23 protein-coding genes are annotated in these 25,367 nt (G+C 73.4%); 18 read left to right on the top strand and 5 right to left on the bottom strand.

All coding sequences use genetic code 11. The features are described from left to right. Nucleotides 1-18 precede the first annotated feature (18 nt). Nucleotides 19-687 (top strand): hypothetical protein, encoded by a 669-nt coding sequence (locus tag AB0F13_RS14185; protein ID WP_362080412.1) that lies wholly within the window; start codon nucleotides 19-21, stop codon nucleotides 685-687. Between the two features lie 96 nt (nucleotides 688-783). Here the strand turns inward: AB0F13_RS14185 and AB0F13_RS14180 are convergent, their stop codons facing one another. From AB0F13_RS14180 to AB0F13_RS14170, 3 genes are all read right to left on the bottom strand, one after another. Beyond that, nucleotides 784-1,566, bottom strand: coding sequence for a gamma-glutamyl-gamma-aminobutyrate hydrolase family protein (locus tag AB0F13_RS14180; RefSeq protein WP_362080409.1), 783 nt, complete (start codon nucleotides 1,564-1,566; stop codon nucleotides 784-786). Continuing rightward, nucleotides 1,563-3,029, bottom strand: coding sequence for an ethanolamine permease (gene eat / locus AB0F13_RS14175; protein WP_362080406.1), 1,467 nt, complete (start codon nucleotides 3,027-3,029; stop codon nucleotides 1,563-1,565). The genes AB0F13_RS14180 and eat overlap by 4 nt, the downstream gene beginning before the upstream one ends. Before the next feature lie 146 nt (nucleotides 3,030-3,175). Then, nucleotides 3,176-3,898 carry an FCD domain-containing protein gene (locus tag AB0F13_RS14170; protein ID WP_362080403.1) on the bottom strand — a complete coding sequence of 241 codons (723 nt, stop codon included), beginning with the start codon at nucleotides 3,896-3,898 and terminating at the stop codon, nucleotides 3,176-3,178. Nucleotides 3,899-3,971: 73 nt separating this feature from the next. Between AB0F13_RS14170 and AB0F13_RS14165 the strand changes: the two genes are divergently transcribed. The 5 genes from AB0F13_RS14165 (at nucleotide 3,972) to AB0F13_RS14145 (ending at nucleotide 10,164) form a co-directional block, all read left to right on the top strand. Beyond that, nucleotides 3,972-5,339 carry a glutamine synthetase family protein gene (locus AB0F13_RS14165; protein WP_362080400.1) on the top strand — a complete coding sequence of 456 codons (1,368 nt, stop codon included), beginning with the start codon at nucleotides 3,972-3,974 and terminating at the stop codon, nucleotides 5,337-5,339. 32 nt (nucleotides 5,340-5,371) lie between these two features. Then, nucleotides 5,372-6,742 (top strand): aldehyde dehydrogenase family protein, encoded by a 1,371-nt coding sequence (locus AB0F13_RS14160; RefSeq protein WP_362080929.1) that lies wholly within the window; start codon nucleotides 5,372-5,374, stop codon nucleotides 6,740-6,742. After that, complete coding sequence (locus AB0F13_RS14155) at nucleotides 6,739-7,551, top strand: 3-oxoacyl-ACP reductase (RefSeq protein ID WP_362080397.1); 813 nt, start codon at nucleotides 6,739-6,741, stop codon at nucleotides 7,549-7,551. Before AB0F13_RS14160 ends, AB0F13_RS14155 begins: the two co-directional genes overlap by 4 nt. An 88-nt stretch (nucleotides 7,552-7,639) precedes the next feature. Further along, the gene (locus AB0F13_RS14150) at nucleotides 7,640-8,911 is read left to right on the top strand and encodes a haloacid dehalogenase-like hydrolase (protein WP_362080394.1); all 1,272 of its coding nucleotides are present in this window, start codon (nucleotides 7,640-7,642) and stop codon (nucleotides 8,909-8,911) included. Nucleotides 8,912-9,114: 203 nt separating this feature from the next. After that, a complete protein-coding gene (locus AB0F13_RS14145) occupies nucleotides 9,115-10,164 on the top strand; it encodes a zinc-binding dehydrogenase (protein WP_362080391.1) in 1,050 nt (349 codons plus the stop codon). Nucleotides 10,165-10,277: 113 nt separating this feature from the next. On the opposite strand, the gene AB0F13_RS14140 is transcribed toward AB0F13_RS14145, so the two are convergent. Then, nucleotides 10,278-11,474, bottom strand: a complete 1,197-nt coding sequence (locus AB0F13_RS14140; RefSeq protein WP_362080926.1) for an amino acid deaminase/aldolase — start codon at nucleotides 11,472-11,474, stop codon at nucleotides 10,278-10,280. A 161-nt stretch (nucleotides 11,475-11,635) separates the two neighbouring features. Between AB0F13_RS14140 and AB0F13_RS14135 the strand changes: the two genes are divergently transcribed. The 4 genes from AB0F13_RS14135 (at nucleotide 11,636) to AB0F13_RS14120 (ending at nucleotide 15,548) form a co-directional block, all read left to right on the top strand. Further along, on the top strand, nucleotides 11,636-12,481 hold the full coding sequence (locus tag AB0F13_RS14135) for a hypothetical protein (RefSeq protein WP_362080388.1): 846 nt from the start codon (nucleotides 11,636-11,638) through the stop codon (nucleotides 12,479-12,481). Beyond that, nucleotides 12,478-13,836, top strand: a complete 1,359-nt coding sequence (gene mycP / locus AB0F13_RS14130; protein WP_362080386.1) for a type VII secretion-associated serine protease mycosin — start codon at nucleotides 12,478-12,480, stop codon at nucleotides 13,834-13,836. The genes AB0F13_RS14135 and mycP overlap by 4 nt, the downstream gene beginning before the upstream one ends. Before the next feature lie 78 nt (nucleotides 13,837-13,914). Next, nucleotides 13,915-14,649: an SseB family protein gene (locus AB0F13_RS14125; protein WP_362080383.1), complete on the top strand. Its 735-nt coding sequence runs from the start codon at nucleotides 13,915-13,917 to the stop codon at nucleotides 14,647-14,649. Nucleotides 14,650-14,771: 122 nt separating this feature from the next. Then, nucleotides 14,772-15,548, top strand: a complete 777-nt coding sequence (locus AB0F13_RS14120; protein ID WP_362080923.1) for an MIP family channel protein — start codon at nucleotides 14,772-14,774, stop codon at nucleotides 15,546-15,548. A 63-nt stretch (nucleotides 15,549-15,611) separates the two neighbouring features. On the opposite strand, the gene AB0F13_RS14115 is transcribed toward AB0F13_RS14120, so the two are convergent. After that, nucleotides 15,612-16,001 carry a DUF1844 domain-containing protein gene (locus AB0F13_RS14115; protein WP_362080381.1) on the bottom strand — a complete coding sequence of 130 codons (390 nt, stop codon included), beginning with the start codon at nucleotides 15,999-16,001 and terminating at the stop codon, nucleotides 15,612-15,614. A gap of 294 nt (nucleotides 16,002-16,295) precedes the next feature. On the opposite strand from AB0F13_RS14115, the gene infC reads away from it, so the two are divergent. From infC to AB0F13_RS14075, 8 genes are all read left to right on the top strand, one after another. Then, nucleotides 16,296-17,018 (top strand): translation initiation factor IF-3, encoded by a 723-nt coding sequence (infC, locus tag AB0F13_RS14110; RefSeq protein ID WP_362080378.1) that lies wholly within the window; start codon nucleotides 16,296-16,298, stop codon nucleotides 17,016-17,018. Nucleotides 17,019-17,142: 124 nt separating this feature from the next. Continuing rightward, nucleotides 17,143-17,337: a 50S ribosomal protein L35 gene (gene rpmI, locus AB0F13_RS14105; protein ID WP_071964711.1), complete on the top strand. Its 195-nt coding sequence runs from the start codon at nucleotides 17,143-17,145 to the stop codon at nucleotides 17,335-17,337. Nucleotides 17,338-17,437: 100 nt separating this feature from the next. Continuing rightward, a complete protein-coding gene (rplT, locus tag AB0F13_RS14100; RefSeq protein WP_215082054.1) occupies nucleotides 17,438-17,821 on the top strand; it encodes a 50S ribosomal protein L20 in 384 nt (127 codons plus the stop codon). Between the two features lie 106 nt (nucleotides 17,822-17,927). Next, nucleotides 17,928-18,782 (top strand): RNA methyltransferase, encoded by an 855-nt coding sequence (locus AB0F13_RS14095; RefSeq protein ID WP_362080374.1) that lies wholly within the window; start codon nucleotides 17,928-17,930, stop codon nucleotides 18,780-18,782. Nucleotides 18,783-18,818: 36 nt separating this feature from the next. Continuing rightward, nucleotides 18,819-19,961, top strand: a complete 1,143-nt coding sequence (locus AB0F13_RS14090) for an ATP-binding protein (protein WP_362080371.1) — start codon at nucleotides 18,819-18,821, stop codon at nucleotides 19,959-19,961. Nucleotides 19,962-20,144: 183 nt separating this feature from the next. Then, on the top strand, nucleotides 20,145-21,266 hold the full coding sequence (gene pheS, locus AB0F13_RS14085; RefSeq protein ID WP_362080368.1) for a phenylalanine--tRNA ligase subunit alpha: 1,122 nt from the start codon (nucleotides 20,145-20,147) through the stop codon (nucleotides 21,264-21,266). Further along, nucleotides 21,266-23,785 carry a phenylalanine--tRNA ligase subunit beta gene (gene pheT / locus AB0F13_RS14080; RefSeq protein WP_362080365.1) on the top strand — a complete coding sequence of 840 codons (2,520 nt, stop codon included), beginning with the start codon at nucleotides 21,266-21,268 and terminating at the stop codon, nucleotides 23,783-23,785. Before pheS ends, pheT begins: the two co-directional genes overlap by 1 nt. Before the next feature lie 300 nt (nucleotides 23,786-24,085). Then, on the top strand, nucleotides 24,086-25,285 hold the full coding sequence (locus AB0F13_RS14075; protein ID WP_362080362.1) for a PP2C family protein-serine/threonine phosphatase: 1,200 nt from the start codon (nucleotides 24,086-24,088) through the stop codon (nucleotides 25,283-25,285). Nucleotides 25,286-25,367: the final 82 nt, after the last annotated feature.

Here is a 25,367-nt window from a genome sequence, read left to right as displayed (position 1 = left end):
CAGGGCTATCCTCCCCGCATGAATCGTGCCAGGACAGCCCTGATGGTGCCGGCCGTGGCGGCCCTCGTGCTGACGGCCGCCACCGACGCCCGGCCCGACTCCGTCTCCTCGGACTCCGAGTCCTCCCTCACGAGCGCGGAGCCCACGCAGCGCGGCCGTGAGGCGGTCTTCACGGTGACGACCGGCCAGGCCACGCTGGACGCCCACGACGGCTACCTCACCGTCGAGTCCCCGGCCTTCGCCAAGAAGCTGACCCTCAAGGGGAAACGCTTCCGCGAGGGAAGGAACGGCGAGCTGTACACCAAGGTCGCCGGCATGGTGCTCTGCGACATCGCGCCCGGCACCTACCCCGTCGACCTCAAGGACGGTGGCGAGGAGGAACCGGCGGAGTCGGTCGAGTTGACGGTCGTCGCCGCAATGGACCCCGGCAACCGCGAGTTCTGCCAGAGCCCGAGGAGCTACGACAGCGCCGTCGACAGGACCAGCGAGACCGCGCCGGACGAGGGTGACGAGGATGGCGAGGGTGGCGTAAGCCTCGGTGAGCTGGCCGCCGTCATCGCGGGGACGGCGGCGCTGTCCGCGGTCCTCGCCTCGGTAGCGACGTATCTGCTGACGCGGCGGCGGCGCCGTGGCGGCCCGGAGCCCGCCCCCCAGGACGCGGCGCCGCGGAGGGAAGAGAGCCCCTGACCCGTCCCTTCCCGCTGCACCCGGGGTGCGGCTCCGCCGCGTGGCGTGGCAAGCCCCCGGGCCCCCTTTGTCCCCATGGTTCTCGATCTCCCCCGGCTACCGCTGGCAGGTGCCCCCGGGCGGGCCGGGTTTCCCCGCGCCGGCCGCTACCAACGCCTCGGCCAGGCACAGGTCCTCCCGGGCCTCCGGGTGCCACTGGATGCCCAGGGCGAAGCGCCCGTCCGCGTACTCCAGGGCTTCGATCGTGCCGTCGTCCGCGTGGGCCGTCGCGACGAGGCCCTCGCCGAGGCGGTCCACGGCCTGGTGGTGATGGGTGGCGACCTCCAGCGCAGCGGGCAGCAGCCTGCCGGTCAGGGTGTCCGGGACCGGCTTGACGGTGTGGCCGGTGAAGGCGCCCACGACCGGGTTGTGGGCCTCGTGGCCCACCTCGTCCGGGAGGTGCTGGACGAGCGTGCCGCCCGCGTGGACGTTCATCAGCTGCATGCCCCGGCAGATGCCGAGCACCGGGACCCCCTGCTCCAGCGCGGCGTCCAGCAGGGCCAGCTCCCAGCGGTCCCGCTCCGGTACGGGCGCCCCCGTGCGGGGGTGCGGGGCGGCGCCGTAGAGGGCCGGGTCCAGGTCCTCGCCGCCCGCGAGGACCAGGCCCTCCAGCCGCCGGACCACGGCGGCGGCTACCGCCGGGTCGTCCGGCGGCAGCATCGCCGCCAGGCCGCCCGCGCGCTGGACGTACTGCGGGTACGCGGCCGGGAGCAGTGCGGCGGGCAGGTCCCAGGCCGCTCCCCAGCGGGCCCGGGTGAAGTAGGTGGTGACGCCGATGAGCGGCGGCCGGTCGTCCAACGTCCTCGTCCTTTCCTCGCGTACGGCTGTGCGTGCGGTCATTCCCGTGCCAGCTCCGCCTCCGCCGCGGCCAGCGCCGCGAACTCCTCCTCCGGTGCGCTCGCCACCAGCCGGTGCCGGCTGTAGAGGGCGAAGTAGGCGGCGGCGACGGCGTAGACGCCCAGGGCGATGAAGGCGGCGGTGACGTCCACCAGGAAGGTCGCCACCAGCGCCGAACAGGCCAGCACGAAGGCGACGGTGGACGTCGCGATGCCGCCCGGCGTGCGGTAGGGCCGCGGCAGGCCGGGCTCCCGGCGGCGCAGCACGATGTGGGAGAGCGACATCAGGGCATAGGAGATGGTGGCGCCGAACACCGCGACGTTGAGCATCCGCGCCCCGTCGCCCGTCACCGCCGCCAGGGTGAAGCCGAGCGCGCCCGGCACCAGCAGCCCCAGGTAGGGGGCCTTGCGGCGGCTGGTGAGGGAGAGGAAGCGGGGGAGGTAGCCGGCCCGGGAGAGGGCGAACAGCTGGCGGGAGCCGGCGTAGATGAGGGAGAAGAAGGACGCCACCAGGCCGGCCAGGCCCGCGTAGTTCACGATCCGGCCGAGGGTCGTGGCCCGCCCGTCGGGCTGCAGGGCGGCCACCAGCGGGTTGCCGGCGTCCTTCAGCGCGTCGGCGCCGCCCGCGCCCGTGGCGGCGAGGAACGTCAGCAGGGCCAGGAGCAGCAGGATGCCCATGGAGGTGGCCATGGCCTTCGGCAGCGTACGGGCCGGGTCCCGGGTCTCCTCGGCCGCGAGCGGGACGCCTTCGACGCCGAGGAAGAACCACATGCCGAAGGGGAACGCCGCCCAGATGCCCAGCAGCCCGAACGGCAGCCAGGAGGAGGATGCGAAGGCGTCCGGGTCGGCGGGGATGTCGTTGAGGTGCCCGGCGTCGAAGTCGGTGAACGCGCCCGCGGCGAAGACGACCAGGGCGGCGACCGCCACCCCGGTCACCACGAAGCTGAAGCGCAGCGCCTCGCCCACGCCCCACAGGTGGATGCCGATGAAGACCACGAAGCAGGCCAGGTACACCGGCCAGGAGGACGTGAGGCCGAACAGGTGCAGCGACTCGACGTAGTCGCCGATGAAGAGGGAGATGGCGGCGGGGGCCAGGACGTACTCGATGAGGATGGCCGTTCCGGTGAGGAAGCCGCCCCAGGGGCCGAGCGCGCGGCGGGCGAAGCCGTAACCGCCGCCCGCCGTGGGCAGGATGGCGGCGAGTTCGGCGAGGGCGAAGACCATGCAGGTGTACATCAGGCCCATGAGCACGGCGGCGACGGCCAGTCCGCCGAAGCCGCCGTGCGCGAGGCCGAAGTTCCAGCCGGAGAAGTCGCCGGAGACGACGTAGGCCACGCCGAGGCCCGTGAGCAGGAGAGGGCCGGCGCTTCCCCGGCGCAGTGTGCGCCTGTCGAGGTAGCCGGGGGAGTCCTCCCCGGGCGCGCCGCCGGCGGGAGGTGCGCTGGGGGAATCCGTGCGTTCGGCCATGAGCCGCTCCTGCCTGGGAATACCGGGGGCAAAGGTTTTGCGCCATACCTTTGCCTTGCCGGCGACCGAAAGGCAACCCCCGTGCGTTAAACCCTGGTTACGTGCGCCGCCGATTCGGCGCATCGCTTCCCATACGCCCGATTCGCTTACGCCAGGAATCCCCGCAGCAGCGCCGCCGTGCCGCAGCAGTGCTCCCGCATCACCGCGCGCGCCCCCTCCGCATCACCGTCCAGCACCGCCCCCACCAGGGCGGTGTGCTGCCGCTGGGAGTGCTCCAGGTTCCGTACCAGCAGCGGTATGCAGTCCAGCAGGTCGTTGACGGTCGCCCGGACGGCAGCGTACTGGGCGGCGAGCGAGGCGGAACCGGACAGTTCGGCCAGCGTCAGGTGCAGCATCGTATCCAGGCGGCGGTAGTCCGCCAGCGGCGCGTCGTGCGTGGCGTCCAGCGCGGCCCGCAGCCGCCCGGCCTGCTCGCCGGTCAGCCCGTGTGCGGCGCACAGCCCGGCCGCGCCCACCTCCAGGACCTCGCGGAAGCGCAGGGTGTCCTCCACGTCCACGGCCGTCACGCGCCGGCGCAGCTCCTCCTCGCCCGCCGTCGCCGCCCGGGCCAGCACGAACGTACCCCCGTACCGGCCGCGCCGGCTCTCCACCAGGCCCTGGTCCTGCAGCACCTTCAGCACCTCGCGCAGCGTCACCCGGCTGATGTGCAGCCGCTCCGCCAACTCGCGCTCGGCGGGAAGACGTTCCCCCTGGGCCACCAGGCCGAGCCGCATGATCTGGAGTATCTGCTCCAGCGCCTCCTCGAAGCCGTTGCCCGCGCGGACCGGCCGCAGGACCGGCGACAGCCGGTCCCCCGCATGCTCGTTCATCGGCCCCCCTTCCCAATCAATGGTCTACGGCCCTACCTTAAGACCTCCGGTCGCACCGACAGGAGGCAACACCGTGGCAGACCGCATACCCCCGCTCACGGTCGACGAGCTGCGCAGGCTCGTCGACACCGGGGAGATCGACACTGTCGTCCTCGCCTTCACGGATATGCAAGGACGGCTCCAGGGGAAGCGGTTCGCCGCCCGGTTCTTCCTCGACGACACGCTGGAGCACGGCACCGAGGGCTGCAACTACCTCCTCGCCGTGGACGCCGAGATGAACACGGTCGACGGCTACACCATGTCGTCCTGGGAGCGCGGCTACGGCGACTTCGCCCTGCACGGCGACCTTGCCACCTTGCGCCGCACCCCCTGGAACCCCGGCACCGCCCTCATCACCGCCGATCTCGCCTGGCACGACGGCTCGCCCGTCCTCGCCTCACCGCGCCAGATCCTGCGCCGCCAGCTCGACCGGCTGGCCGAGCACGGCTGGAGCGCCCATGTGGGCACCGAGCTGGAGTTCATCGTCTTCAAGGACACCTACGAGCAGGCGTGGAACCGCGGCTACCGCGACATGACCCCCGCCAACCAGTACAACTGCGACTACTCCGTCCTCGGCACCGGCCGCATCGAGCCCCTGCTGCGCCGCATCCGCAACGAGATGGGCGCGGCCGGCATGACGGTGGAGTCCGCCAAGGGCGAGTGCAACCTCGGCCAGCACGAGATCGCCTTCCGCTACGACGAGGCGCTCACCACCTGCGACCAGCACGTCGTCTACAAGACCGGCGCCAAGGAGATCGCCGCTCAGGAGGGCATGGCGCTCACCTTCATGGCCAAGTACGACGAACGCGAGGGCAACTCCTGCCACATCCACCTCTCGCTGCGCGACGACGCCGGACGGCCGGTGCTCGCCGACGACGAGGGCCCGTACGGCATGTCGAAGACCATGCGCCACTTCCTCGCCGGCCAGCTCGCCGTCCTACGGGACTTCACCCTCCTCTACGCGCCGAACATCAACTCCTACAAGCGCTTCAGGCCCGGCTCCTTCGCCCCCACCGCCGTCGCCTGGGGCCCCGACAACCGCACCTGTTCCCTGCGTGTGGTCGGCCACGGCCTCTCCCACCGCTTCGAGAACCGGCTGCCCGGCGGGGACGTGAACCCCTACCTCGCCGTCGCCGGCATGGTCGCCGCCGGACTGTACGGCGTCGAGCACGAGCTGGAGCTGCCCGAGGTGTGCACCGGCAACGCCTACACCGGCGGCGCCGAGCACGTCCCCGCCACCCTGCGCGAGGCCGCGGCCCTGTGGGAGGCCAGCACCGTGGCCCGGGCCGCCTTCGGCGACGAGGTCGTCGAGCACTACCTGAACATGGCGCGTGTCGAGCAGGAGGCGTACGACACCGCCGTCACGGACTGGGAGCGGTTCCGCTCCTTCGAGCGGATGTAAGGACCCCTGCGTTGGACACCATCGACCCGGCGATGCTGGACATCGTCAACCCCGCGACCGAAGAGGTCATCGCCACCGTCCCCGCCGCCACCCGGCAGGACGTCGACGCCGCCGTCGCCCGCGCGGCGAAGGCACAGACGGCGTGGGCGGCCCTGCCCCCGGGCGACCGGGCGCGCCAGCTGCGGCGCTTCGCCGCCACCGTCGACGCACACCTGGAGGAGCTGGCCCAGCTGGAGGTCCGCGAGGCGGGCCACCCCGTCGGCAACGCCCGCTGGGAGGCCGGCAACGCCCGCGACCTGCTGGAGTACGCGGCCGCCGGCGTCGAGCGGCTGACCGGCTCCCAGATCCCGGTGGCCGGCGGCCTGGACGTCACCTTCCACGAGCCGCTGGGCGTCGTCGCCGTCATCGCGCCCTGGAACTTCCCGATGCCCATCGCCGCCTGGGGCTTCGCCCCCGCCCTGGCCGCGGGCAACGCCGTGCTCCTCAAGCCCGCCGAGACCACCCCGCTGACCGCACTGCGGCTGGCCGGGCTCGCCCTGGAGGCGGGGCTCCCCGAGGGGCTCTTCCAGGTCCTGCCCGGCGCCGGGCCCGTGGCGGGCGACGCGCTCGTCGAACACCCCGGCGTCGCCAAGGTCGTCTTCACCGGCTCCACCGCCGTCGGCAAGCAGATCATGGCCAAGTGCGCGGCCGGCGTGAAGCGGGTGACCCTCGAACTCGGCGGCAAGAGCCCCAACATCGTCTTCGCCGACGCGGACATCGAGCGCGCCGCCGCTGCCGCCCCCGGCTCGTTCCTCGACAACACCGGCCAGGACTGCTGCGCCCGCAGCCGCATCCTCGTCCAGCGCGGCGTGTACGACCGGTTCATGGAACTGCTGGAGCCGGCGGTCAAGGCCTTCGCCGCCGGCGACCCCGCCGACCCGGCGACGCAGATGGGCCCGCTGATCTCGGCCGCGCATCGCGAGCGCGTACGGTCCTACGTCCCCGAGAGCGCCCCGGCCGCCATCCGCGGCGAGGCCCCGGCCGGCAAGGGGTTCTGGTACCCGGCCACCGTGCTCGAAGGGACGGCGGGCGACCGCGTCGCCGTGCAGGAGGTCTTCGGCCCGGTCGCCGTCGTCATCCCCTTCGAGGACGAGGACGAGGCGGTCCGGATCGCCAACGCCACCGACTACGGCCTCTCCGGCTCGCTCTGGACCCGGGACCTCTCCCGCGCCCTGCGCCTGTCGCGGGCCGTCGCGGCGGGCAACCTCTCCGTCAACTCCCACAGCAGCGTCCGCTACTGGACCCCCTTCGGCGGCTTCAAGCAGTCCGGCCTCGGCCGCGAGCTGGGCCCCGGCGCGCTGTCCGCCTTCACCGAGACCAAGAACGTCTTCATCGCCATCGACCCTCTGGAGGAGACCAAGTGACCGACCGGACCAGCCCCTTGCCTTCGGCAGGGGAAACCCCAGTCTGCCGCCGGCTCGTCGGCCGCACCGCCGTCGTCACCGGAGCCGGCAGCGGCATCGGCCTGGCCACCGCCCGGCGCTTCGCCTCGGAGGGCGCCAACGTCGTCTGCGCCGACATCGACGAGAGCGCGGGCCAGGCCGCCGCGAAGGAGACCGGCGGGCTCTTCGTCAAGGTCGACGTCACCAGCCCCGAGGAGGTCGAGGCGCTCTTCAAGGCCGCCTACGACACCTACGGCTCGGTCGACATCGCCTTCAACAACGCCGGCATCTCGCCGCCCGACGACGACTCCATCCTCACCACCGGGCTCGACGCCTGGAAGCGCGTCCAGGAGGTCAACCTCACCTCCGTCTACCTCTGCTGCAAGGCCGCCCTGCCGTACATGCAGCGGCAGGGTCGGGGCTCCATCATCAACACCGCCTCCTTCGTCGCCGTGATGGGCGCCGCCACCTCGCAGATCAGCTACACCGCGTCCAAGGGCGGCGTGCTGGCGATGTCCCGCGAGCTGGGGGTGCAGTTCGCCCGCGAGGGCATCCGCGTCAACGCGCTGTGCCCGGGGCCGGTGAACACACCGCTGCTGAAGGAGCTGTTCGCCAAGGACCCGGAGCGGGCCGCGCGGCGCCTGGTGCACGTTCCGGTGGGCCGGTTCGCCGAGCCGGAGGAGATCGCGGCCGCCGTAGCCTTCCTCGCCAGCGACGACTCCTCCTTCGTCAACGCCGCCGAGTTCCTCGTCGACGGTGGCATCGCGGGCGCCTATGTGACCCCGCTGTAGGGTCCATGATCAAGCGCCGGGACCGGGCCGTCAGGCCCTGGCCCGGTCCCGGCGTACGCCCTGCCCCCTGACGCACCAAAGAGAGCACATGCGCCCCAAGTCCGCCATCGTCGTCGGCCTCGCTGCCGCCGCGGCCCTCGCCGCCTCGGTACCCGCCACCGCGGCCCCCGCCCACGACCGCGCGCCCCGCCCGAACTGCCCCCGGCTCGATGAGAACCTCACCTGGGCCGGCGACAACCGCGCCAGGCTGCAGAAGATGATCGACGAGCGCGGTACCTGCTCCGGCAAGCGCGGCCCGCGCCCCGTCGCCGCCTTCGACTGGGACAACACCGTCGTCAAGAACGACATCACGGACGCCACGCTCGCCTGGTCCCTCAAGCACGACAAGATCCTTCGGCCCAAGAGCTGGCGCACCACCAGCGCGTGGCTCACCCCGGCCGCCGACAAGGCGCTCACCAAGGCGTGCGGCACGTCCGTGCCCGTGGGCAGGCCGCTGCCGACCTCGAAGAACACCGCCTGTGCCGACGAGATCTTCGAGATCCGCGAGAAGTCGCAGACCATGGGCGGCGAGGCGGCCTTCGCGGGCGACTGGAACTTCCGGCGCACGGTGCCCGCCTACGCCTGGATACCTCAGCTGTTCGCCGGCCACACCCCGGCCGCCCTGACCTCCTTCGCCCAGCAGGCGCGCGCCGAGCAGCTCGCGGCGCCCGTCGGGGCCAAGCAGACCGTCGGCACCCACACCATCGCCGGCTATATCCGCTACTACGACCAGCAGAAGGACCTGATCCGTACGCTCAAGGCGGCCGGCTTCGACGTCTACATCGTCTCCGCCTCCTCCGAGCCGATCGCCGAGGCCTGGTCGAGCGGCGTCGGCCTCGACCGCAAGCACACCATCGGCATCCGCAGCATCACCGAGCACGGCCGCCTCACCACGGCCATCAAGGGCTGCGGCGGCGTCGAGACCGGACGCGGCGACGCACTGCCGTACATGGACGGCAAGCGCTGCATGATCAACCAGGAGATCTTCAAGGTCAAGGGTGCGAAGGCCTGGAAGCAGCAGGACTTCGCCCACCGCATCGCCCTCGGCGCGGGTGACGCCGACACCGACGTGACGTTCGTCAACGACGCCACGGGGGCGCACGTCGCGATCAACCGCAACAAGGCCGAGCTGATGTGCCGCGCCTACGACGACGCGGACGGCCGCTGGGTGGCCAACCCGATGTTCATCGAGCCGATGCCGCGCAAGTCCGGTACGTACCCGTGCTCCACGACCGGCGCCACCGCGGCCGACGGGTCGAAGGTGCCGGTGCTGCGCGCCGACGGAAGCGTGATCCCGGACCAGACGGACAAGGCCTTCTGACGGAACGTCGCAGCAGGCTCTTCGAGCCACGGGGACCGGCGGCCATCGGCGCTGCCGGTCCCCGTTTCCGTTCTCCGCCCGCGCACGGCGCCGGCCGGGGCCGGGTCTCGTGCGCCGCGAGCCCATGGGGACAAGATGTACCCGGTACGCGAGGTATTCGTTTCGGCTCACCGGTTCCTTTCCTTCCCAGGAGGCCCCAGCCCATGACCGACACCATGCTCGCCGGACGGCTCGACCTGCTCTCCGGCCGCTTCGCCGTCGAAGAGGTGCCCGTCCCCGAGCCCGGCCCCGGGCAGGTCCGGATCAAGGTCGCGGCGGCCGGCATCTGCCTGTCCGACGTCCACCTCATAGACGGCGGCCTCAAGCCCGCCTACCCGGCCGCCGACCAGGTCACCCTCGGCCACGAGACCGCGGGCGTCATCGACACCCTCGGGCCGGACGTACCCGGCGCCTGGGCCGAGGGGCAGCGCGTCCTGCTCCAGGCGGGAGAGCGCTGCGGGCGCTGTGCGGCGTGCCTGCGCTTCGAGCCGTGCCCCGCGGTCCGCACCCGGGGCGTCGACTACGACGGCGGCTGGGCCCAGTACGCCCTCGCCACCCACCACACCCTCGTCGCGATCCCCGACGACCTCCCCTTCGAGCAGGCCGCCGTCATCCCCGACGCCGTCTCCACCCCCTGGGCCGCCATCACGGCCACCGGCCAGGTGCGCCCCGCCCGGCCCGCCGGCGTGTGGGGCGTGGGCGGCCTCGGCGCCCACGCCGTCCAGTTGCTGCGGCTCGCCGGCGCCGCGCCCGTCATCGCCGTCGACCCGCTGGAGGCCGCGCGGGAGCGGGCCCTGGAGTTCGGCGCCGACCTCGCCCTGGACGCCACCGCCCCCGACCTGCGGAAGCGGATCCTCGCCGCCACCGGCGGCCGCGGACTGGACCTGGCCCTCGATCTGGCGGGCGTCCCCGCCGTCCGTGACCAGGCCGTACGCTGCCTGTCCCGGGGCGGCCGCCTCGTCCTCGTCGGCCTGCACCCGGGCCCGCTGGCCCTCACCGACAGCATCGCCCTCAGCTACCGCGAACAGCGCATCCTCGGCCACTACGGCTCCGCGCCCTCCCATGTGGACGAACTCGTCGCGCTCGCCCGGCTGCACCGCCTGGACCTGGGACGTTCCATCAGCGGGACGCTTCCGCTCGCCGACGCGGCCGCCGGGGTCGAGCGGCTGCGGAAGAAGGAGGGTGACCCCATCCGGCTCGTCCTCATCCCCTGAGATCCCCTGAGGGATCCCTTGAGCGGCCGGAATTCCCCGACGGCCGGAGCAGGGCCCGGCTCACAGGCCCGGCTCACAGGTCCGGCTCACGCGCTCGGCTCACGCGCCCGGGCTCACAGGAAGGTACGGCCCTCGCCCCGGTACGTGGGGGCCGTCCTGGCCACCCGGTCGCCGTCGAGCAGGTGCAGCGCCGCGAAGCGCTCGCACAGCTCGCCCGCCTTCGCGTGCCGGAACCACACCTTGTCGCCGATCAGCAGATCGTCCGCGGGCTGCCCCAGCAGCGGCGTCTGCACCTCGCCCGCCCCCTCCCGCGGCGCCAGGCGCAGCCCCGCCGGCAGGTACGGCACCGGCAGCCGGTCCCGGCCGGCCGCGCCCGAGGCGGGATAGCCGCCCCCGAGGACGGTCACCACGCCCACCCCGGGCCGGCGCACCACCGGCAGCGCGAAGAGCGCCGCAGGGCGGCCCCGGAAGGAGGAGTAGTGGTCGAAGAGCCGCGGCAGGTACAACCCCGACCCGGCGGCGACCTCCGTCACCGCCTCCTCGGCGGCCGTGTGCTGCACGCTGCCCGTACCGCCGCCGTTGACGAACTCCAGCTCCGCGACGGCCCGCACCGCCCGCACCGCCTCCGCCCGCAGGGCCGTCAGTCGGCTCCGCGCGGTGGACTGCATCAGGCGGACGGCAGCGGACCGCACGGGGTGACCGGCGACCGCGTCACCCACGCCCGCCACATGTGCCTCGTAGGCCATCAGGCCCACCAGCCGGAACCCGGGGCGGCGGTCGATGAGCCGGGCCAGCTCCGCCAGCCGCTCGGGCGTGCGCAGCGGCGACCGCAATGCCCCGATCCGTACCCGGCCGCCGAGCAGCCGCAGCGAGACGTCGAACTCCAGGCACACCCGCACCTCTTCGCGCCCCGCCCGCGCCGCATCGACCACCGCCAGCTGTGCCGGGTCGTCGACCATGACCGTGACCGCGCGGGCCAGCTTGGGATCCGACGTCAGCTCCGCGAAGCCCGCCCGGTCGGCGGAGGGGTACGCCAGCAGCACGTCCCTCACCCCCGAACGCGCCAGCCACAGCGACTCCTCCAGGCTGTAGCCGAGCACGCCCGCGAAGCCCTCCCGCGCCAGCACCCGCTCCAACAGAGCCCGGCAGCGCACCGACTTGCTCGCCACGCGCACCGGCTTGCCGCGCGCCCGCCGCACCAGATCGGCGGCGTTCGCGTCGAACGCCTGGAGATCGACCACCGCCAGCGGAGCGTCCAGGTGGGCGGTGGCCCGGTCGTAGCGCACTCGGTCGGACGACATGGCGCGCAGCCTGCCAGAGCGCAATCGCCCCGGGTAGGGGTACCGCGCGGACGAAATGGCACCCGCCGTGCCGCGCCCCGTAAAGTGGCGCGCACGCCGCGGCCTTCGGACCTGCGGCGATATCCGACATGAGGCGGTACCGGCGAGCCGGCTCGCGAGGGGGAGCGCAGTTGAGCACCGAAGCGGATGCCATGCCGCCGCCCGCCGCTCCCCGCTACGCCCCGTCGGTGCCGGCTCCGGTCCCCGTCGCAGCGGGCCGCGCCCGCGGGCGTACCGCCGCGGCCGTCGTGTGCCTCGTCCTGGGCCTCGGCCTCATAGCCGGGGCGGTCGCCGGGAGTTGCCTCACCGACGATCCCGGCGAGCGCTCGGCCGCCGAGGCGGCGTACGCGCGCGGCGCCACGCTCTGGCGGAGCGTCCCCGTCGACCGCCTCTTCCCGCCCGCCGTGCACCGCGACGCGGCCGGCCCCGGCGGCGCCCGCCGTGACTGGACCCGGGTGGGCGTCGCCCCCGACAGCGACTGCGCGGAGGCCTTCGACCCGCTGCTCGCCACCGCCCTCGCCCCCGTCGGCTGCAAGCGCCTGCTGCGGGCCACCTACACCGACGCCACGTCCTCGGCCGTCACCACCGTCGGCCTGCTCGTCACCGACGCCGACACGACCGGCATGCGCGCCCTGCGCAGGCGGTTCGCCGACGAACGCCTCGACGAGCGCTCCGACCTGATGCCCCGCCCGTACGCCCCGCAGGGCACGGTCGCCGACCGCTTCGGCGTCGCGCAGCGCGTGAGCTGGCACCTCGCAGTCCTCACGGACGTCCCGGCGGTCGTGTTCTCCGTGACGGGCTTCGCGGACGCCCGCACGGGCACCCCGCCCCAGCCGGCCGCGCAGGCCGTCGCCCCGGGCGCCGGCACCACCGCGGCCCAGGCAGGCCTCGGCCACGACGCGACAGCCCTGGCGGAGGAAGTGGAGCGCATCTTCCGCGACGCGGCGCGCAAGACGGCGGGGGAGGCGGACCGGTGACGACACGTATGCCCCTGCGGGGACGGACCGGCGCGCCGCGCCCCGGCACCCCACGGCCGGCCGACGGCGCCGGGGCAACGGCCTCCTCGCCCCGCCCGGCGCGCGAGGAGCCGCCCCGGGAACGGTTCGCCGGGCGGCCGGCAACGTTGCTTCCGGCCCGGCGCCGCGCCGGGCGCGGCCTGGCCGTCGCCGTCGCCCTCGCGCTGCTGGCCGCCGCGCCCGCGCGCGCCGACGCCGTACGGGCACAGGAGTGGGCACTCGGCGCGCTGCACGCCGAGGACGCCTGGCGGACGACCAAGGGGGCCGGAGTCACCGTCGCCGTGCTCGACACCGGCGTCGACGACGGCCACCCCGACCTGCGGGGGCGGGTGCTGCCGGGCAAGGACCTGATCGGGTTCGGGGCCGGGCCCGGCGACCGGGCCTGGGCCCGGCACGGCACCGCCATGGCGGGGATCATCGCCGGGCGCGGGCACGGGGAGGACGACGCCGACGGGGTCACCGGAGTCGCCCCCGAGGCACGGATCCTGCCGGTCCGCGTGATCCTCGAGGACAGCGACCCCGCCCGCTCCAAGGCCCGGGGAGCCCGCGGCGCCGCCCTCGCGGACGGCATCCGCTGGGCCGCCGACCACGGCGCCGACGTGATCAACCTGTCCCTCGGCGACGACAGCGACACCGCCCACCCCGAGCCGCGCGAGGACGCCGCCGTGCAGTACGCCATGGGCAAGGGTGCCGTCGTCGTCGCCTCCGCCGGCAACGGCGGCGAGCACGGCGACCGCGTCTCCTACCCCGCGGCGTACCCGGGCGTGATAGCGGTGACCGCCGTCGACCGCTACGGCACCCGCGCCGCCTTCTCCACCCGCCGCTGGTACGCCACCGTCAGCGCTCCCGGCGTCGACGTCGTGATCGCCGACCCGGACCGGCGCTACTACGAGGGCTGGGGCACCAGCGCCGCGGCCGCCTTCGTCTCGGGCGCCGCGGCGCTCCTGCGGGCGGCCCACCCGTCCCTGAGCCCCGCGCGGGTCCGCGAGCTGCTGACCGAGACCGCGCGCGACGCCCCGCCGGGCGGGCGCAGCGACGAGTTCGGCGCGGGCATGGCCGACCCGGCCGCGGCCATCGCGCGGGCCGCGCAGGAGCGGCCCGGGAGCCGCGCCGGGGCGCGCGCCCCGCGCTACTTCGGCTCCGGCCCCCGGCCCGGGACCTCTGATGCGGAGGGTGGCGGCCCCGGCGCGCCCGCCCTGGCGGCCGGTGGGGCGGGCGTTGTCCTGCTGGCAGCGGCGGCAGTCCTGGGGCTCCGCCCCAGACCCCGGTCCTCGAACGCCGGACGGGCTGATTTTCCAGCTGCTGGTTCCGGATAACCACCGAGCCCGTCCGGCGATTGAGGACCGGGGGTCCGGGGGCGGGGCCCCCGTGCCCGGCCGGATAGGCTCAGGACCGTGGCCCTGAAGAACATCCCCGATCCCGGCTTCTCCGACGACGACGGCTCCGCCGACGCCGCGCTGACCGAGGCGCTCGCCGCCTGGTCGGCCGACCGCTCCGCCGAGGGCCGGGTGCTCGCCGCCCTGCCGGGCGCGCGGCTGCTCGTGCCCGTCGTGGCCGTGCTCGGCGAGGTGGAGACCGGGCCCGACGGGCTCAAGCGCGAGAAGACCAGCGACATGGCCGTGCCGACGCTGCAGGCCCCCGACGGCCGCCGGGCGCTGCCCGCGTTCACCTCCGTGGAGACGCTGGCCCGCTGGCGCGCGGACGCCCGGCCCGTGGCCGTGCCCCTGCACCAGGCGCTGCAGGCCGCCGCGCACGAGAAGGCGGACACGATCGTCCTGGACCTGGCCGGCCCGGTGACCTACCCGCTGACCGGCCCGGCGCTGCTCGCGCTGGCCGAGGGGCGCGGCAGCGCCGACCCGCTCGCCGACCCCGCCGTCACCGGCGCCCTGCGGACCGTCCTGGCGGCCGAGCCCGGCGTGCTGCGCGCCCACCTCACACCGTCCCCGGATGCCGACGGCACCCTGGCCCTGGTCCTGGCGGGCGGTGCGCAGGCCCCCGACGTGGTGCGGCGGGTGGCGGAGGGACTGGCGGCCGACGAGGTGCTGCGGGCCCGGCTCGTGCGGGGCCTGGACCTGGCGCTGCTGCCGGCGGAGGCGAACGTGCCGGGAGAGGCGCTCTTCAGCCGCTGATCTCCGAGAGGCGCCCCGCCGTGGATCGTCCGACAATGCCAGAGGACGGTCCACGAGATCCTCTGGAGGACGCCATGGACGCCCTGAAGAACGTGAAGCCGGCCCTGGAGAACCTCGACCCCGTGAAGACGAGGACCATCGCCGCCGAATTTCTCGGAACACTGCTGCTGGTCTTCTTCGCCGTCGGCTCCGTGGTGCTCGCGGCCGACTACATCGGAGTCCTCGGTATCGCGCTGGCCTTCGGCTTCACTCTTCTGGCCCTTGCGTACGCCGTGGGTCCGGTCTCGGGCTGTCACGTCAATCCGGCGGTGACGCTCGGCATGCTGCTGGAGCGCCGCATATCGCTGCACACGGCCATCGAGTACTGGATCGCCCAGCTGCTCGGCGGCATCGTGGGCGCGGCGATCCTCTTCCTGCTGGCCAAGCAGGTGCCCGGGCTCAAGACCGACGGCACCTTCGGCAGCAACGGCTTCGCCGACCGCTCGGCCGTGCACCTCAATACGGGCGGTGCGTTCCTGGCGGAGGTGGTGCTGACGTTTCTGCTGGTCTTCGTGGTGCTCGCGGTGACGCACCGGATCGCGATGGTCGGCTTCGACGGGCTGGCCGCAGGCCTCGCCCTGGCCGTGGTCCACCTGGTCGGCGTGCCGCTGACCGGTACGTCGGTGAACCCGGCCCGCAGCCTCGGCCCGGCGCTGTTCGCGGGTGGCGCGGCGCTCTCCCAGCTGTGGCTGTTCATCGTGGCCCCGCTGATCGGGGGCGCCCTCGCCGCCTACGCGCACCGGGTCACGCACCCGTACCACGGTGAGGCCAACGTCGCGGACGAGCGTGCGCTGCCCGAGCCCCTGGCGGGCCCGGGCGAGGGCAGGCCGGACCGGCCGCACTTCGGCGGCCGGGCCTGAGGTTCCCGAGGGCCTGAGGGCGTCCGGGAGGGCGGCCCTGAAGGAGGCGGCCGCCTGGGGTTGTCAGCCGAAGACGGGCCCGGTGTACTTCTCGCCGGGCCCCTGGCCCGGCTCGTCCGGCACCACGGAGGCCTCGCGGAAGGCCAGCTGCAGCGACTTCAGCCCGTCGCGCAGCGGCGCCGCGTGGAAGTTGCTGACCTCGGTGGCGCTCGCGGTCACCAGACCGGCGAGCGCCTGGATCAGCTTCCTGGCCTCGTCGAGGTCCTTGTGCTTGTCGCCCTCCTCGGCCAGGCCGAGGTTGACCGCCGCCGCGCTCATCAGGTGCACCGCGACCGTGGTGATCACCTCGACGGCGGGGACGTCCGCGATGTCGCGGGTCATGGTGTCGAAGTCGGGGTTGTTCTCGTCAGCGCTGCCGTCGCTGCCGCTGGTGCTGTGGGTCGCGTCGCTCATGGCGGACACGATACGTCCCATTGCAGTATCGGTTCGCCACCAGTTAGCACGCCTGCTCACCAGCTGCTAAGGTTGTGGAACGACCGGCTGGGTGCTCCCGTACCCGGCCCACAAGTGGAGCTCCGATCTCCCACCTCCCGACCTCAGGTCGGCAGGTCTCCGGTCAGGTGGCGCCCATCGTTCCGTACGGACGATGGAGCTGCCCGATGCGCCCCGCGGCATGCCGTGGCGGTGTTCCGGTTTCATGGAGCCCCGCCTGTGTCCCGTCGGGGCATTTTTCATGTGCCGGCGCGGATGGTCTTGACGAAAAGACGTTACGTGGCCGCCCGTGAGGGTGTCGCGTGGTGCTACCGAGGAGGCCCCATCAGCGCCGAGCCCCGCATCAACGACCGGATCCGAGTCCCCGAGGTGCGACTTGTCGGTCCCAGTGGCGAGCAGGTCGGCATTGTGCCGCTTGCCAAGGCCCTGGAGCTTGCGCAGGAGTACGACCTCGACCTGGTCGAGGTGGCGGCGAACGCACGCCCGCCGGTCTGCAAGCTCATGGACTACGGGAAGTTCAAGTACGAGTCGGCCATGAAGGCCCGTGAGGCGCGCAAGAACCAGGCGCACACGGTCATCAAGGAGATGAAGCTCCGGCCGAAGATCGACCCGCACGACTACGACACCAAAAAGGGTCACGTCGTACGGTTCCTCAAGCAGGGCGACAAGGTCAAGATCACGATCATGTTCCGTGGTCGCGAGCAGTCCCGGCCCGAGCTGGGCTTCCGGCTGCTGCAGCGACTCGCGTCCGACGTGGAGGAGCTCGGCTTCATCGAGTCGAATCCGAAGCAGGACGGCCGCAACATGATCATGGTTCTCGGCCCGCACAAGAAGAAGACCGAGGCGATGGCCGAGGCTCGTGAGCTCGCCGAAGCCCGTAAGGCGGAGCGCCGCGGCGCCGGCCACGCGGACGAGGCTCCCGTCGAGGAAGGTTCCGTCGCGGCGGAACCGGCCGGCGACGAGCCCGCCGAGGCGTGATCCCAGGGCGCGCGCCCTGGATTACCTCCGGGGTACCCGCCCCGACAGTAACCGAACACAGCTGACGCTCCCGTGTGCCCGCTCGCGGGCCAGGGGAGTGCCACCGACGAGGAGATACGGCGCGATGCCGAAGAACAAGACGCACTCCGGTGCCAGCAAGCGCTTCAAGATCACGGGCTCCGGCAAGGTCATGCGTGAGCGCGCCGGCAAGCGCCACCTGCTCGAGCACAAGTCGTCCAAGCTGACGCGTCGCCTCACCGGCAACGCCGAGATGGCCCCGGGCGACGCCAAGAAGATCAAGAAGCTTCTCGGCAAGTGACGCTCCGCACCCCGTTCCACGGGGTGCGCGTCGGACCGGGACCCATTCGAATTCGGGCCGCGTGAGAACGCACCGCGGCCCCGCTACAAGGAGTTAACAAGTGGCACGCGTCAAGCGCGCAGTCAACGCGCACAAGAAGCGTCGGGCGATCCTCGAGGCGGCCAAGGGCTACCGCGGCCAGCGGTCGCGCCTGTACCGCAAGGCCAAGGAGCAGGTCACCCACTCCCTGGTCTACAACTACAACGACCGCAAGAAGCGCAAGGGCGACTTCCGTCAGCTGTGGATCCAGCGCATCAACGCCGCTGCCCGCCAGAACGGCATGACGTACAACCGCCTCATCCAGGGTCTGAAGGCCGCCAACATCGAGGTGGACCGCAAGATCCTGGCCGAGCTCGCGGTCAACGACATGAACGCGTTCGCCGCGCTCGTCGAGGTCGCGCAGAAGGCGCTGCCGGCCGACGTGAACGCCCCGAAGGCCGCCTGACCCAGGCGCCCGAAGGCTGTGCAACGGACCCGCAGGCCCCCGCGGCCTGCGGGTCCGACGCTTTTCGCACCACCCGCACGACCGACTACGAAGTGAGCCGCCGCCCATGGGCACCCCCGAGCTGATCTCCCCGCGCTCCCCCCGCGTCATCGCCGCCCGCCGGCTGGCCAAGCGCAGTTTCCGGGTCAAGGAGCGCCGGTTCATCGCCGAGGGCCCCCAGGCCGTACGCGAGGCGATCGAGCACCGCAGCGCGGGCGAGCCGACCCTGCTCGAGCTGTTCGCCACCGTGGAGGCCGCGGCCCGGCACGCCGAGATCATCGAGGCCGCCCACGCAGCAGGGGTGCGGGTGCACCACGCCGACGACGCCACGGTCGCCGACCTCTCGCAGACCGTGACCCCGCAGGGCCTCGTCGGCGTCTGCCGCTTCCTCGACTCGCCCTTCGAGGAGATCCTCGCCGCCCGGCCCAAGCTGGTGGCCGTCCTGGCGCACGTACGCGACCCCGGCAACGCCGGCACCGTCCTGCGCTGCGCGGACGCCGCCGGCGCCGACGCCGTGGTGCTCACCGACGCCTCGGTGGACCTGTACAACCCCAAGTCCGTACGAGCCTCCGTGGGCTCGCTCTTCCACCTGCCGGTCGCCGTGGGCGTCCCCGTCGAGCAGGCCGTCCGCGGCCTCCAGAACGCCGGCGCGCGCATCCTGGCCGCCGACGGAGCGGGCGAGAGGGACCTCGACGCGGAGCTCGACCGGGGCACCATGGGCGGCCCCACCGCCTGGATCTTCGGCAACGAGGCCTGGGGCCTGCCGGTGGAGACCCGTGCGCTCGCCGACGCCGTGGTGCGCGTCCCGATCCACGGAAAGGCCGAGAGCCTCAACCTCGCCACGGCCGCCGCCGTGTGCCTCTACGCCTCCGCCCGTGCGCAGCGCGCGTCCGGAGGGTGCCGCTCCGTGACCTCCAGCTAGTAGGGTGGCGCTCCGGGGGCTCGGGAGGGGGTGCGGATGAGGAACATCAGGCCTTCCGGGAGCGCGGTGGCGGGCATCTGTCCGACGGCCTCCATCGGCTCTCCCGGTTCTGCCGCGGGCTTCGGCCTGCACGCCGACGACCTGCCCGACGGCCTGGTCGTCGCCGATGCCACCGGCCGCGTGACGTGCTTCAACGCCGCCGCCGCCCGCATCACCGCCGTACGCCCCGGCGATGTGCTCGGCCGTCCCCTGGACAGCGCCCTGCCGCTGGAGGACCTGGACGGCCGCCGCTGGTGGCCCCTGACGGACCCCTACGGCGGACTCACCACGCGCACGGGCCAGCCCGAGCGGAATCTGCTGCTGCCCGGCGGCCGCCAGGTGCTGGTCTCCGCCCGGTACGTCCGGGAGCGGCCCGGCGGGCCCGTCGTGCGCGTCGTGGTCCAGCTGCGCGGCACCGAGGCGCGCCGGCGCGCCGAGCGCAGCCACGCCGAGCTGATCGCCACCGTCGCCCATGAGCTGCGCTCGCCGCTGACCTCCGTCAAGGGGTTCACCGCGACACTGCTGGCCAAGTGGGAGCGGTTCACCGACGACCAGAAGCGGCTGATGCTGGAGACCGTCGACGCCGACGCCGACCGCGTCACCCGGCTCATCGCCGAGCTGCTGGACATCTCGCGGATCGACTCCGGCCGGCTGGAGGTGCGCCGGCAGCCGGTCGACATGGCCGCCGCCGTGCGCCGGCACGTCGAGGCGCACGTCCGCGCCGGGCAGCCCGAGGGCCGGTTCGTGGTCCGGGTCTCCGAGGAGCCGCTGCCCGCGCTCTGGGCCGACCCGGACAAGATCGACCAGGTGCTGGGCAACCTCCTGGAAAACGCGGTGCGCCACGGCGAGGGAACGGTCACCATAGAGGTGACACCAGCACTGATGAAGGCCCGGACGGAGGGGACGGCGGTCACCGTGAGCGATGAGGGCCCCGGGATCCCGGAGGAGTCGATGGCCCGCGTCTTCACCCGCTTCTGGCGGGGCAGCAAGCGCGGCGGCACCGGCCTGGGCCTGTACATCGTCAAGGGAATCGTCGAGGCCCACGGCGGGACGGTCACGGTGGGACGGGCCGCCCGGGGCGGCGCCCGGTTCCGATTTACCCTGCCCGTGAGCGCCCCGGCCTTCCTCACCCAGGCCTGAAGCCGCGCCCCGCGGGCTGAACCGGCCACAGGCGCCCCTTAGACTCGACCTTTGGCACCTTTGCACCAACTGAAGGCCCCCTGGTCCATCTGGTCCATGCCGTCGGGCGAAAACCGCGCAGCCAAGCGAAGCCTGGGGCACCTCCCAGCGGTAGCTGGGGGATAATCGGAAGCACGGGAAGATATGTCGGCACCCAATAAGTCGTACGACCCTGTCGAGGTCGAGGCACTGAAACCGGAAGAGATCGAGCGCAGGCGGGACGAGGCGCTCGCCGCCTTCGCCGCCGCCGGCGACCTCGAGGCTCTGCGGGAGGCGAAGGCCGCGCACATGGGCGACCGCTCCCCGCTCGCCCTCGCCAACCGCGAGATCGGCGCCCTGCCCCCGCAGGCCAAGGCCGAGGCCGGCAAGCGCGTGGGCATGGCCCGCGGTGCCGTGAACAAGGCCCTCGCAGCCCGCCAGGCGGAGCTGGAGGCCGAGCGCGACGCCCGTGTGCTGGTCGAGGAGGCGGTGGACGTCACCCTGCCCTACGACCGCGTCCCGGCCGGCGCCCGGCACCCCCTGACCACGCTCTGCGAGCGCATCGAGGACGTCTTCGTCGCCATGGGCTACGAGGTCGCCGAGGGCCCCGAGGTCGAGGCCGAGTGGTTCAACTTCGACGCCCTGAACTTCGAGCCGGACCACCCGGCCCGCGCCATGCAGGACACCTTCTTCGTCCAGGGCCCGGACGCGAAGACCGAGTCCGGCATCGTGCTGCGCACCCACACCTCCCCGGTGCAGGTCCGCTCCATGCTCGACCGTGAGCCCCCCGTCTATGTGGTCTGCCCGGGCCGGGTCTACCGCACCGACGAGCTGGACGCCACGCACACCCCGGTCTTCCACCAGGTCGAGCTCCTCGCCATCGACGAGGGCCTGACCATGGCCGACCTCAAGGGCACCATCGAGCACATGGTGCGCTCGCTGTTCGGCGAGGGCCTCACCACCCGGCTGCGCCCGAACTACTTCCCCTTCACCGAGCCCTCCGCCGAGCTGGACATGGAGTGCTACGTCTGCCGCGGCGAGTCGGTCGGCAACCCCGACCGCCCCTGCCGTACCTGCTCCAGCGAGGGCTGGATCGAGCTCGGCGGCTGCGGCATGGTCAACCCGCGGGTGCTGGTCGCCGCGGGCATCGACCCGGAGAAGTACAGCGGCTTCGCCTTCGGGTTCGGCATCGAGCGGATGCTGATGTTCCGCCACAATGTCGAAGACATGCGAGACATGGTCGAGGGTGACGTGCGGTTCACCCGGCCGTTCGGGATGGAGATCTGATGCGCGCCCCGCTTTCCTGGCTGCGGGAATACGTCGACCTGCCCGCGGGCGAGACCGGCCGTGACGTACAGGCGAAGCTCGTCGCTGCCGGCCTGGAGGTCGAGCGCGTCGAGCAGCTCGGCACCGGCCTCAAGGGCCCCCTCGTCGTCGGCAAGGTCCTCACGATCGAGGAGCTCGAGGGCTTCCGCAAGCCGATCCGCTTCTGCACCGTCGACGTAGGCACGGCCAACGGCACCGGCGAGCCGCAGGAGATCGTCTGCGGCGCCCGCAACTTCGCCGTCGGCGACAAGGTCGTCGTGGTCCTGCCCGGCGCCGTGCTGCCCGGTGACTTCGCGATCGCCGCCCGCAAGACCTACGGCAGGACCTCGCACGGCATGATCTGCTCCGGCGAGGAGCTCGGCATGGGCGACGACGGCACGCACGGCATCATCGTGCTGCCGCAGGAGTACGAGCCGGGCACCGACGCCATCGAGCTGCTGGAGCTCGTCGACGAGGTCCTCGACATCGCCGTCACCCCCGACCGGGGCTACTGCCTGTCGATGCGCGGCATCGCCCGCGAGGCCGCCACCGCCTACGGCCTGCCGCTGCGCGACCCGGCCCTGCTGGACGTGCCCGTGCCCAACAGCTACGGCTACCCCGTCGCGGTCGCCGACCCCGCCGGCTGCGACCGCTTCACCGCCCGCACGGTCACCGGCCTCGACCCCGAGGCCCGCTCCCCGATCTGGCTGCAGCGCCGCCTGCAGAAGGCGGGCATGCGACCGGTTTCGCTCGCCGTCGACGTCACCAACTACGTGATGCTCGAGCTGGGCCAGCCGCTGCACGCCTACGACCGCTCCCGCGTCGAGGGCACCATCGGCGTACGCCGGGCCCGGGCGGGCGAGAAGCTGACCACCCTCGACGGCACCAAGCGCGTCCTGGACGCCGAGGACCTGGTCATCACCGACAACCGCGGCCCCATCGGGCTCGCCGGTGTCATGGGCGGCGCCGACACCGAGATCGCGGACCACGCGGCCGGCGAGAGCGCGGCGCCGACGACCGACGTCGTCATCGAGGCGGCGCACTTCGACGCCGTCGCGGTCGCCCGGGCGGCCCGCCGTCACAAGCTGTCCACCGAGGCGTCCAGGCGCTTCGAGCGCGGCGTCGACCCGCAGGCCGCGTCCGCCGCCGCCCAGCGCACCGTCGACCTGCTGGTGCTCCTGGCCGGCGGCAGCGCCGAGGCCGGCGTCACCGAGATCGTCGCCCCCAGCGGGCCGCGCACCATCTCGCTGCACGCCGACCACCCGGACCGCGTCGCCGGTGTCGAGTACGGCCGTGAGACCGTCGTCCGCCGCCTCCAGCAGGTCGGCTGCGACGTCTACGGGCAGGACGAGCTGATCGTCACCGTGCCCAGCTGGCGGCCCGACCTCACCGACCCCAACGACCTCGCCGAAGAGGTCATCCGGCTCGAGGGGTACGAGAACCTGCCCGCCACCCTCCCGCACCCGCCGGCAGGCCGCGGCCTGACCTCGCGTCAGCGCCTGCACCGCCGGGTCGGCCGGGCGCTGGCCGGGGCGGGCTACGTCGAGGCGCCCAGCTACCCCTTCGTCGGGGACTGGGCCCTGGACCACCTGGGCCTGGACGCCGACGACCCGCGCCGGGTCACCGTGCGCCTGGTCAACCCGCTCTCGGACGCCGAGCCGTCGCTGCGCACCACGCTGCTGCCGGGGCTCTTCGCGGCCCTGCGCCGCAACGACAGCCGGGGCGAGCACGACCTGGCGCTCTTCGAGACCGGCGCGGTCTTCCGGCCGACCGGCGACGAGATCGCCCCGGTCCGGCTGCCCGTCGACCGCCGTCCCACGGACGAGGAGATCGCCCGGCTGAACGCCGCGCTGCCCCGGCAGCCGCGCCGTGCCGCCGTGGTCCTCGCCGGTGCCCGCGAGCAGGCCGGCTGGTGGGGCAAGGGCCGCCCGTCGACCTGGGCGGACGCCGTCGAGGCCGGCCGGGCCGTCGCCCGCGAGGCCGGGGTCGAGCTGATCATCCGTCAGGACCAGCAGGCCCCCTTCCACCCCGGCCGCTGCGCGGCCCTGCTCGCCCTGGTCGACGGCCAGGAGATCCTCGTCGGCAACGCCGGTGAGCTGCACCCGCGCGTCACCAAGGCGTTCGGCTTGCCCGAGCGGACCTGCGCCATGGAGATCGAGCTGGACCTGCTGGAGCAGGCCGGCACGGGCGCCGTCGAGGCCCCGCACGTCTCGGCCTTCCCGGTGGCCACCCAGGACGTCGCGCTCGTCGTGGACGCCTCGGTCGCCGCGGCCGACGTGGAGGCCGCCCTGCGGGCGGGCGCCGGTGGACTCCTCGAGTCGCTGCGCCTGTTCGACGTCTTCACCGGCGAGCAGCTCGGCAAGGGCAAGAAGTCGCTGGCCTACGCGCTGCGCTTCCGCGCCGACGACCGCACCCTGACCGCCGACGAGGCCTCGGCGGCCCGCGACGCGGCGGTCCGTGCGGCCGTCGAGCGCACGGGCGCGGTGCTGCGCGGCGCGTAGCGCCGAGCGGCTGAGCCGAGCCGCAGCGAAGGGTAGGGGTCGCTCGTCGAGGTACGAGGGCGGCACCTTCCCGCAGCGGAGGCGATGCTCAGCGCGACCACGAGCACGCGCGGCGAGTACGCCGTAGCGGCACGTGAGGGGCGCCCCGGAAGCCCGGGGCGCCCTTCCGCATGTCACGCACCGTCAGTGAAACACGGTCCGAATATCACTCAATGGGGTGGAATTGGGGGGTCAGGTCGTTACTTTCGCGTGACCGCTCGCAAGAATCGAGCCCGTCATTGCTGCTATGGGGGGCACGGCATGATCCGTACAGGGGCGCTGCACTGCCGGCGGGGTGTGGTGTTCGCGCTGCCCGGCCTGTGGGTGCTCGCAGTCGTGGTCTGGGGGCTCGTGAGCCCGCTCGGCCCGCAGCTCGTCCCACTCGTCGCCGCCGCGCCCGCGATCGCCTGCGCCGGCACCGGCCGCCGCCAGTGCGCCGTGCTCGGCTGCTGCTGCGCGCTCGTCGCCGTGCTGCCCCCGGGGCCCTACGGACGCTCCGGCCCCGGCGACCGGCTGGGCACCTGCTGCGCGATCCTCGCGGTGGTCGGCGCCGGCTACCTGACCAGCGGCCGAGGCCGCCGGCTCACGGCGGAGCTGGAGCGGGCCAAGGAGGTCGCGCTCACCGCGCAGCACGCCCTGCTGCGCCCCCTGCCGCCCCGGCTCGACGGGCTCACCCTCGCCGGCGGCCATCTCTCGGCGAGCGAAGGGGCCCTGGTCGGCGGCGATCTCTACGACGCGCAGGCCACCCCGCACGGTGTGCGCATCGTCATGGGTGACGTGCGCGGCCACGGCCTGCCCGCGCTCGGCACCGTCGCCGCCCTGCTCGGCAGCTTCCGCGAGGCCGCCCACGACGAGCCCGGACTCCCGGGCGTACTGCGGCGCCTGGAGCGCGCCCTGCACCGCCACCTGCGGGACCGGGTCCGCACCGGGCAGCCGGGGGGCGCCGACGCCGCGGAGCGCGAGCGCGCGGACGCCGAGGAGTTCGTGACCGTGCTGCTGCTGGAGATCCGCGCGTCGGGCGAGGTCATGGCGCTCAACTGCGGGCACCCCTGGCCGCACCGGCTCACCCACGGCGCGGCGGACCGCCCTTGCGCCGTCGCCGCGACCTGCGGCGAACCGCTGCCGCCGCTCGGGATGTTCCCGCTCCCCGCCGAACTGTCCCCGCTCGCCCTCACCCGGCTCCACCACGGTGACACCCTCGTCCTGCACACCGACGGCGCCGAGGACGCCCGCGACGCCGCGGGGACGTTCTTCCCCCTCACCGGAGCGCTGACCGAGGCCGCCCACGGTGCGGCTGTCACCCCCGCCGGCGTCGTCGAGCACGTCCGGGACGCCCTGCTGAGCCATACCCGGGGGCAGCTCTCGGACGACTTCGCGCTGCTCGTCCTGCGCAACGACCGCGAATACCTCCCCGCCCAGGCGCCGCCCGCACCGCTCGTGCGCTCCTGCCTGCGCTCCTGAGGTGCGGACCGGGCCGTGGCCCGTTCACACCCCGTGCGAAGGGATCTCCATTACGCTGATCCCACCGAGCGCACCGGAGGGC

Source organism: Streptomyces sp. NPDC026206 (assembly GCF_040638465.1).
GTDB lineage: Bacteria > Actinomycetota > Actinomycetes > Streptomycetales > Streptomycetaceae > Streptomyces.
The sequence above is the reverse complement of the archived record's forward strand: the minus strand, read 5'-3'. Positions and strand labels throughout refer to the sequence as shown.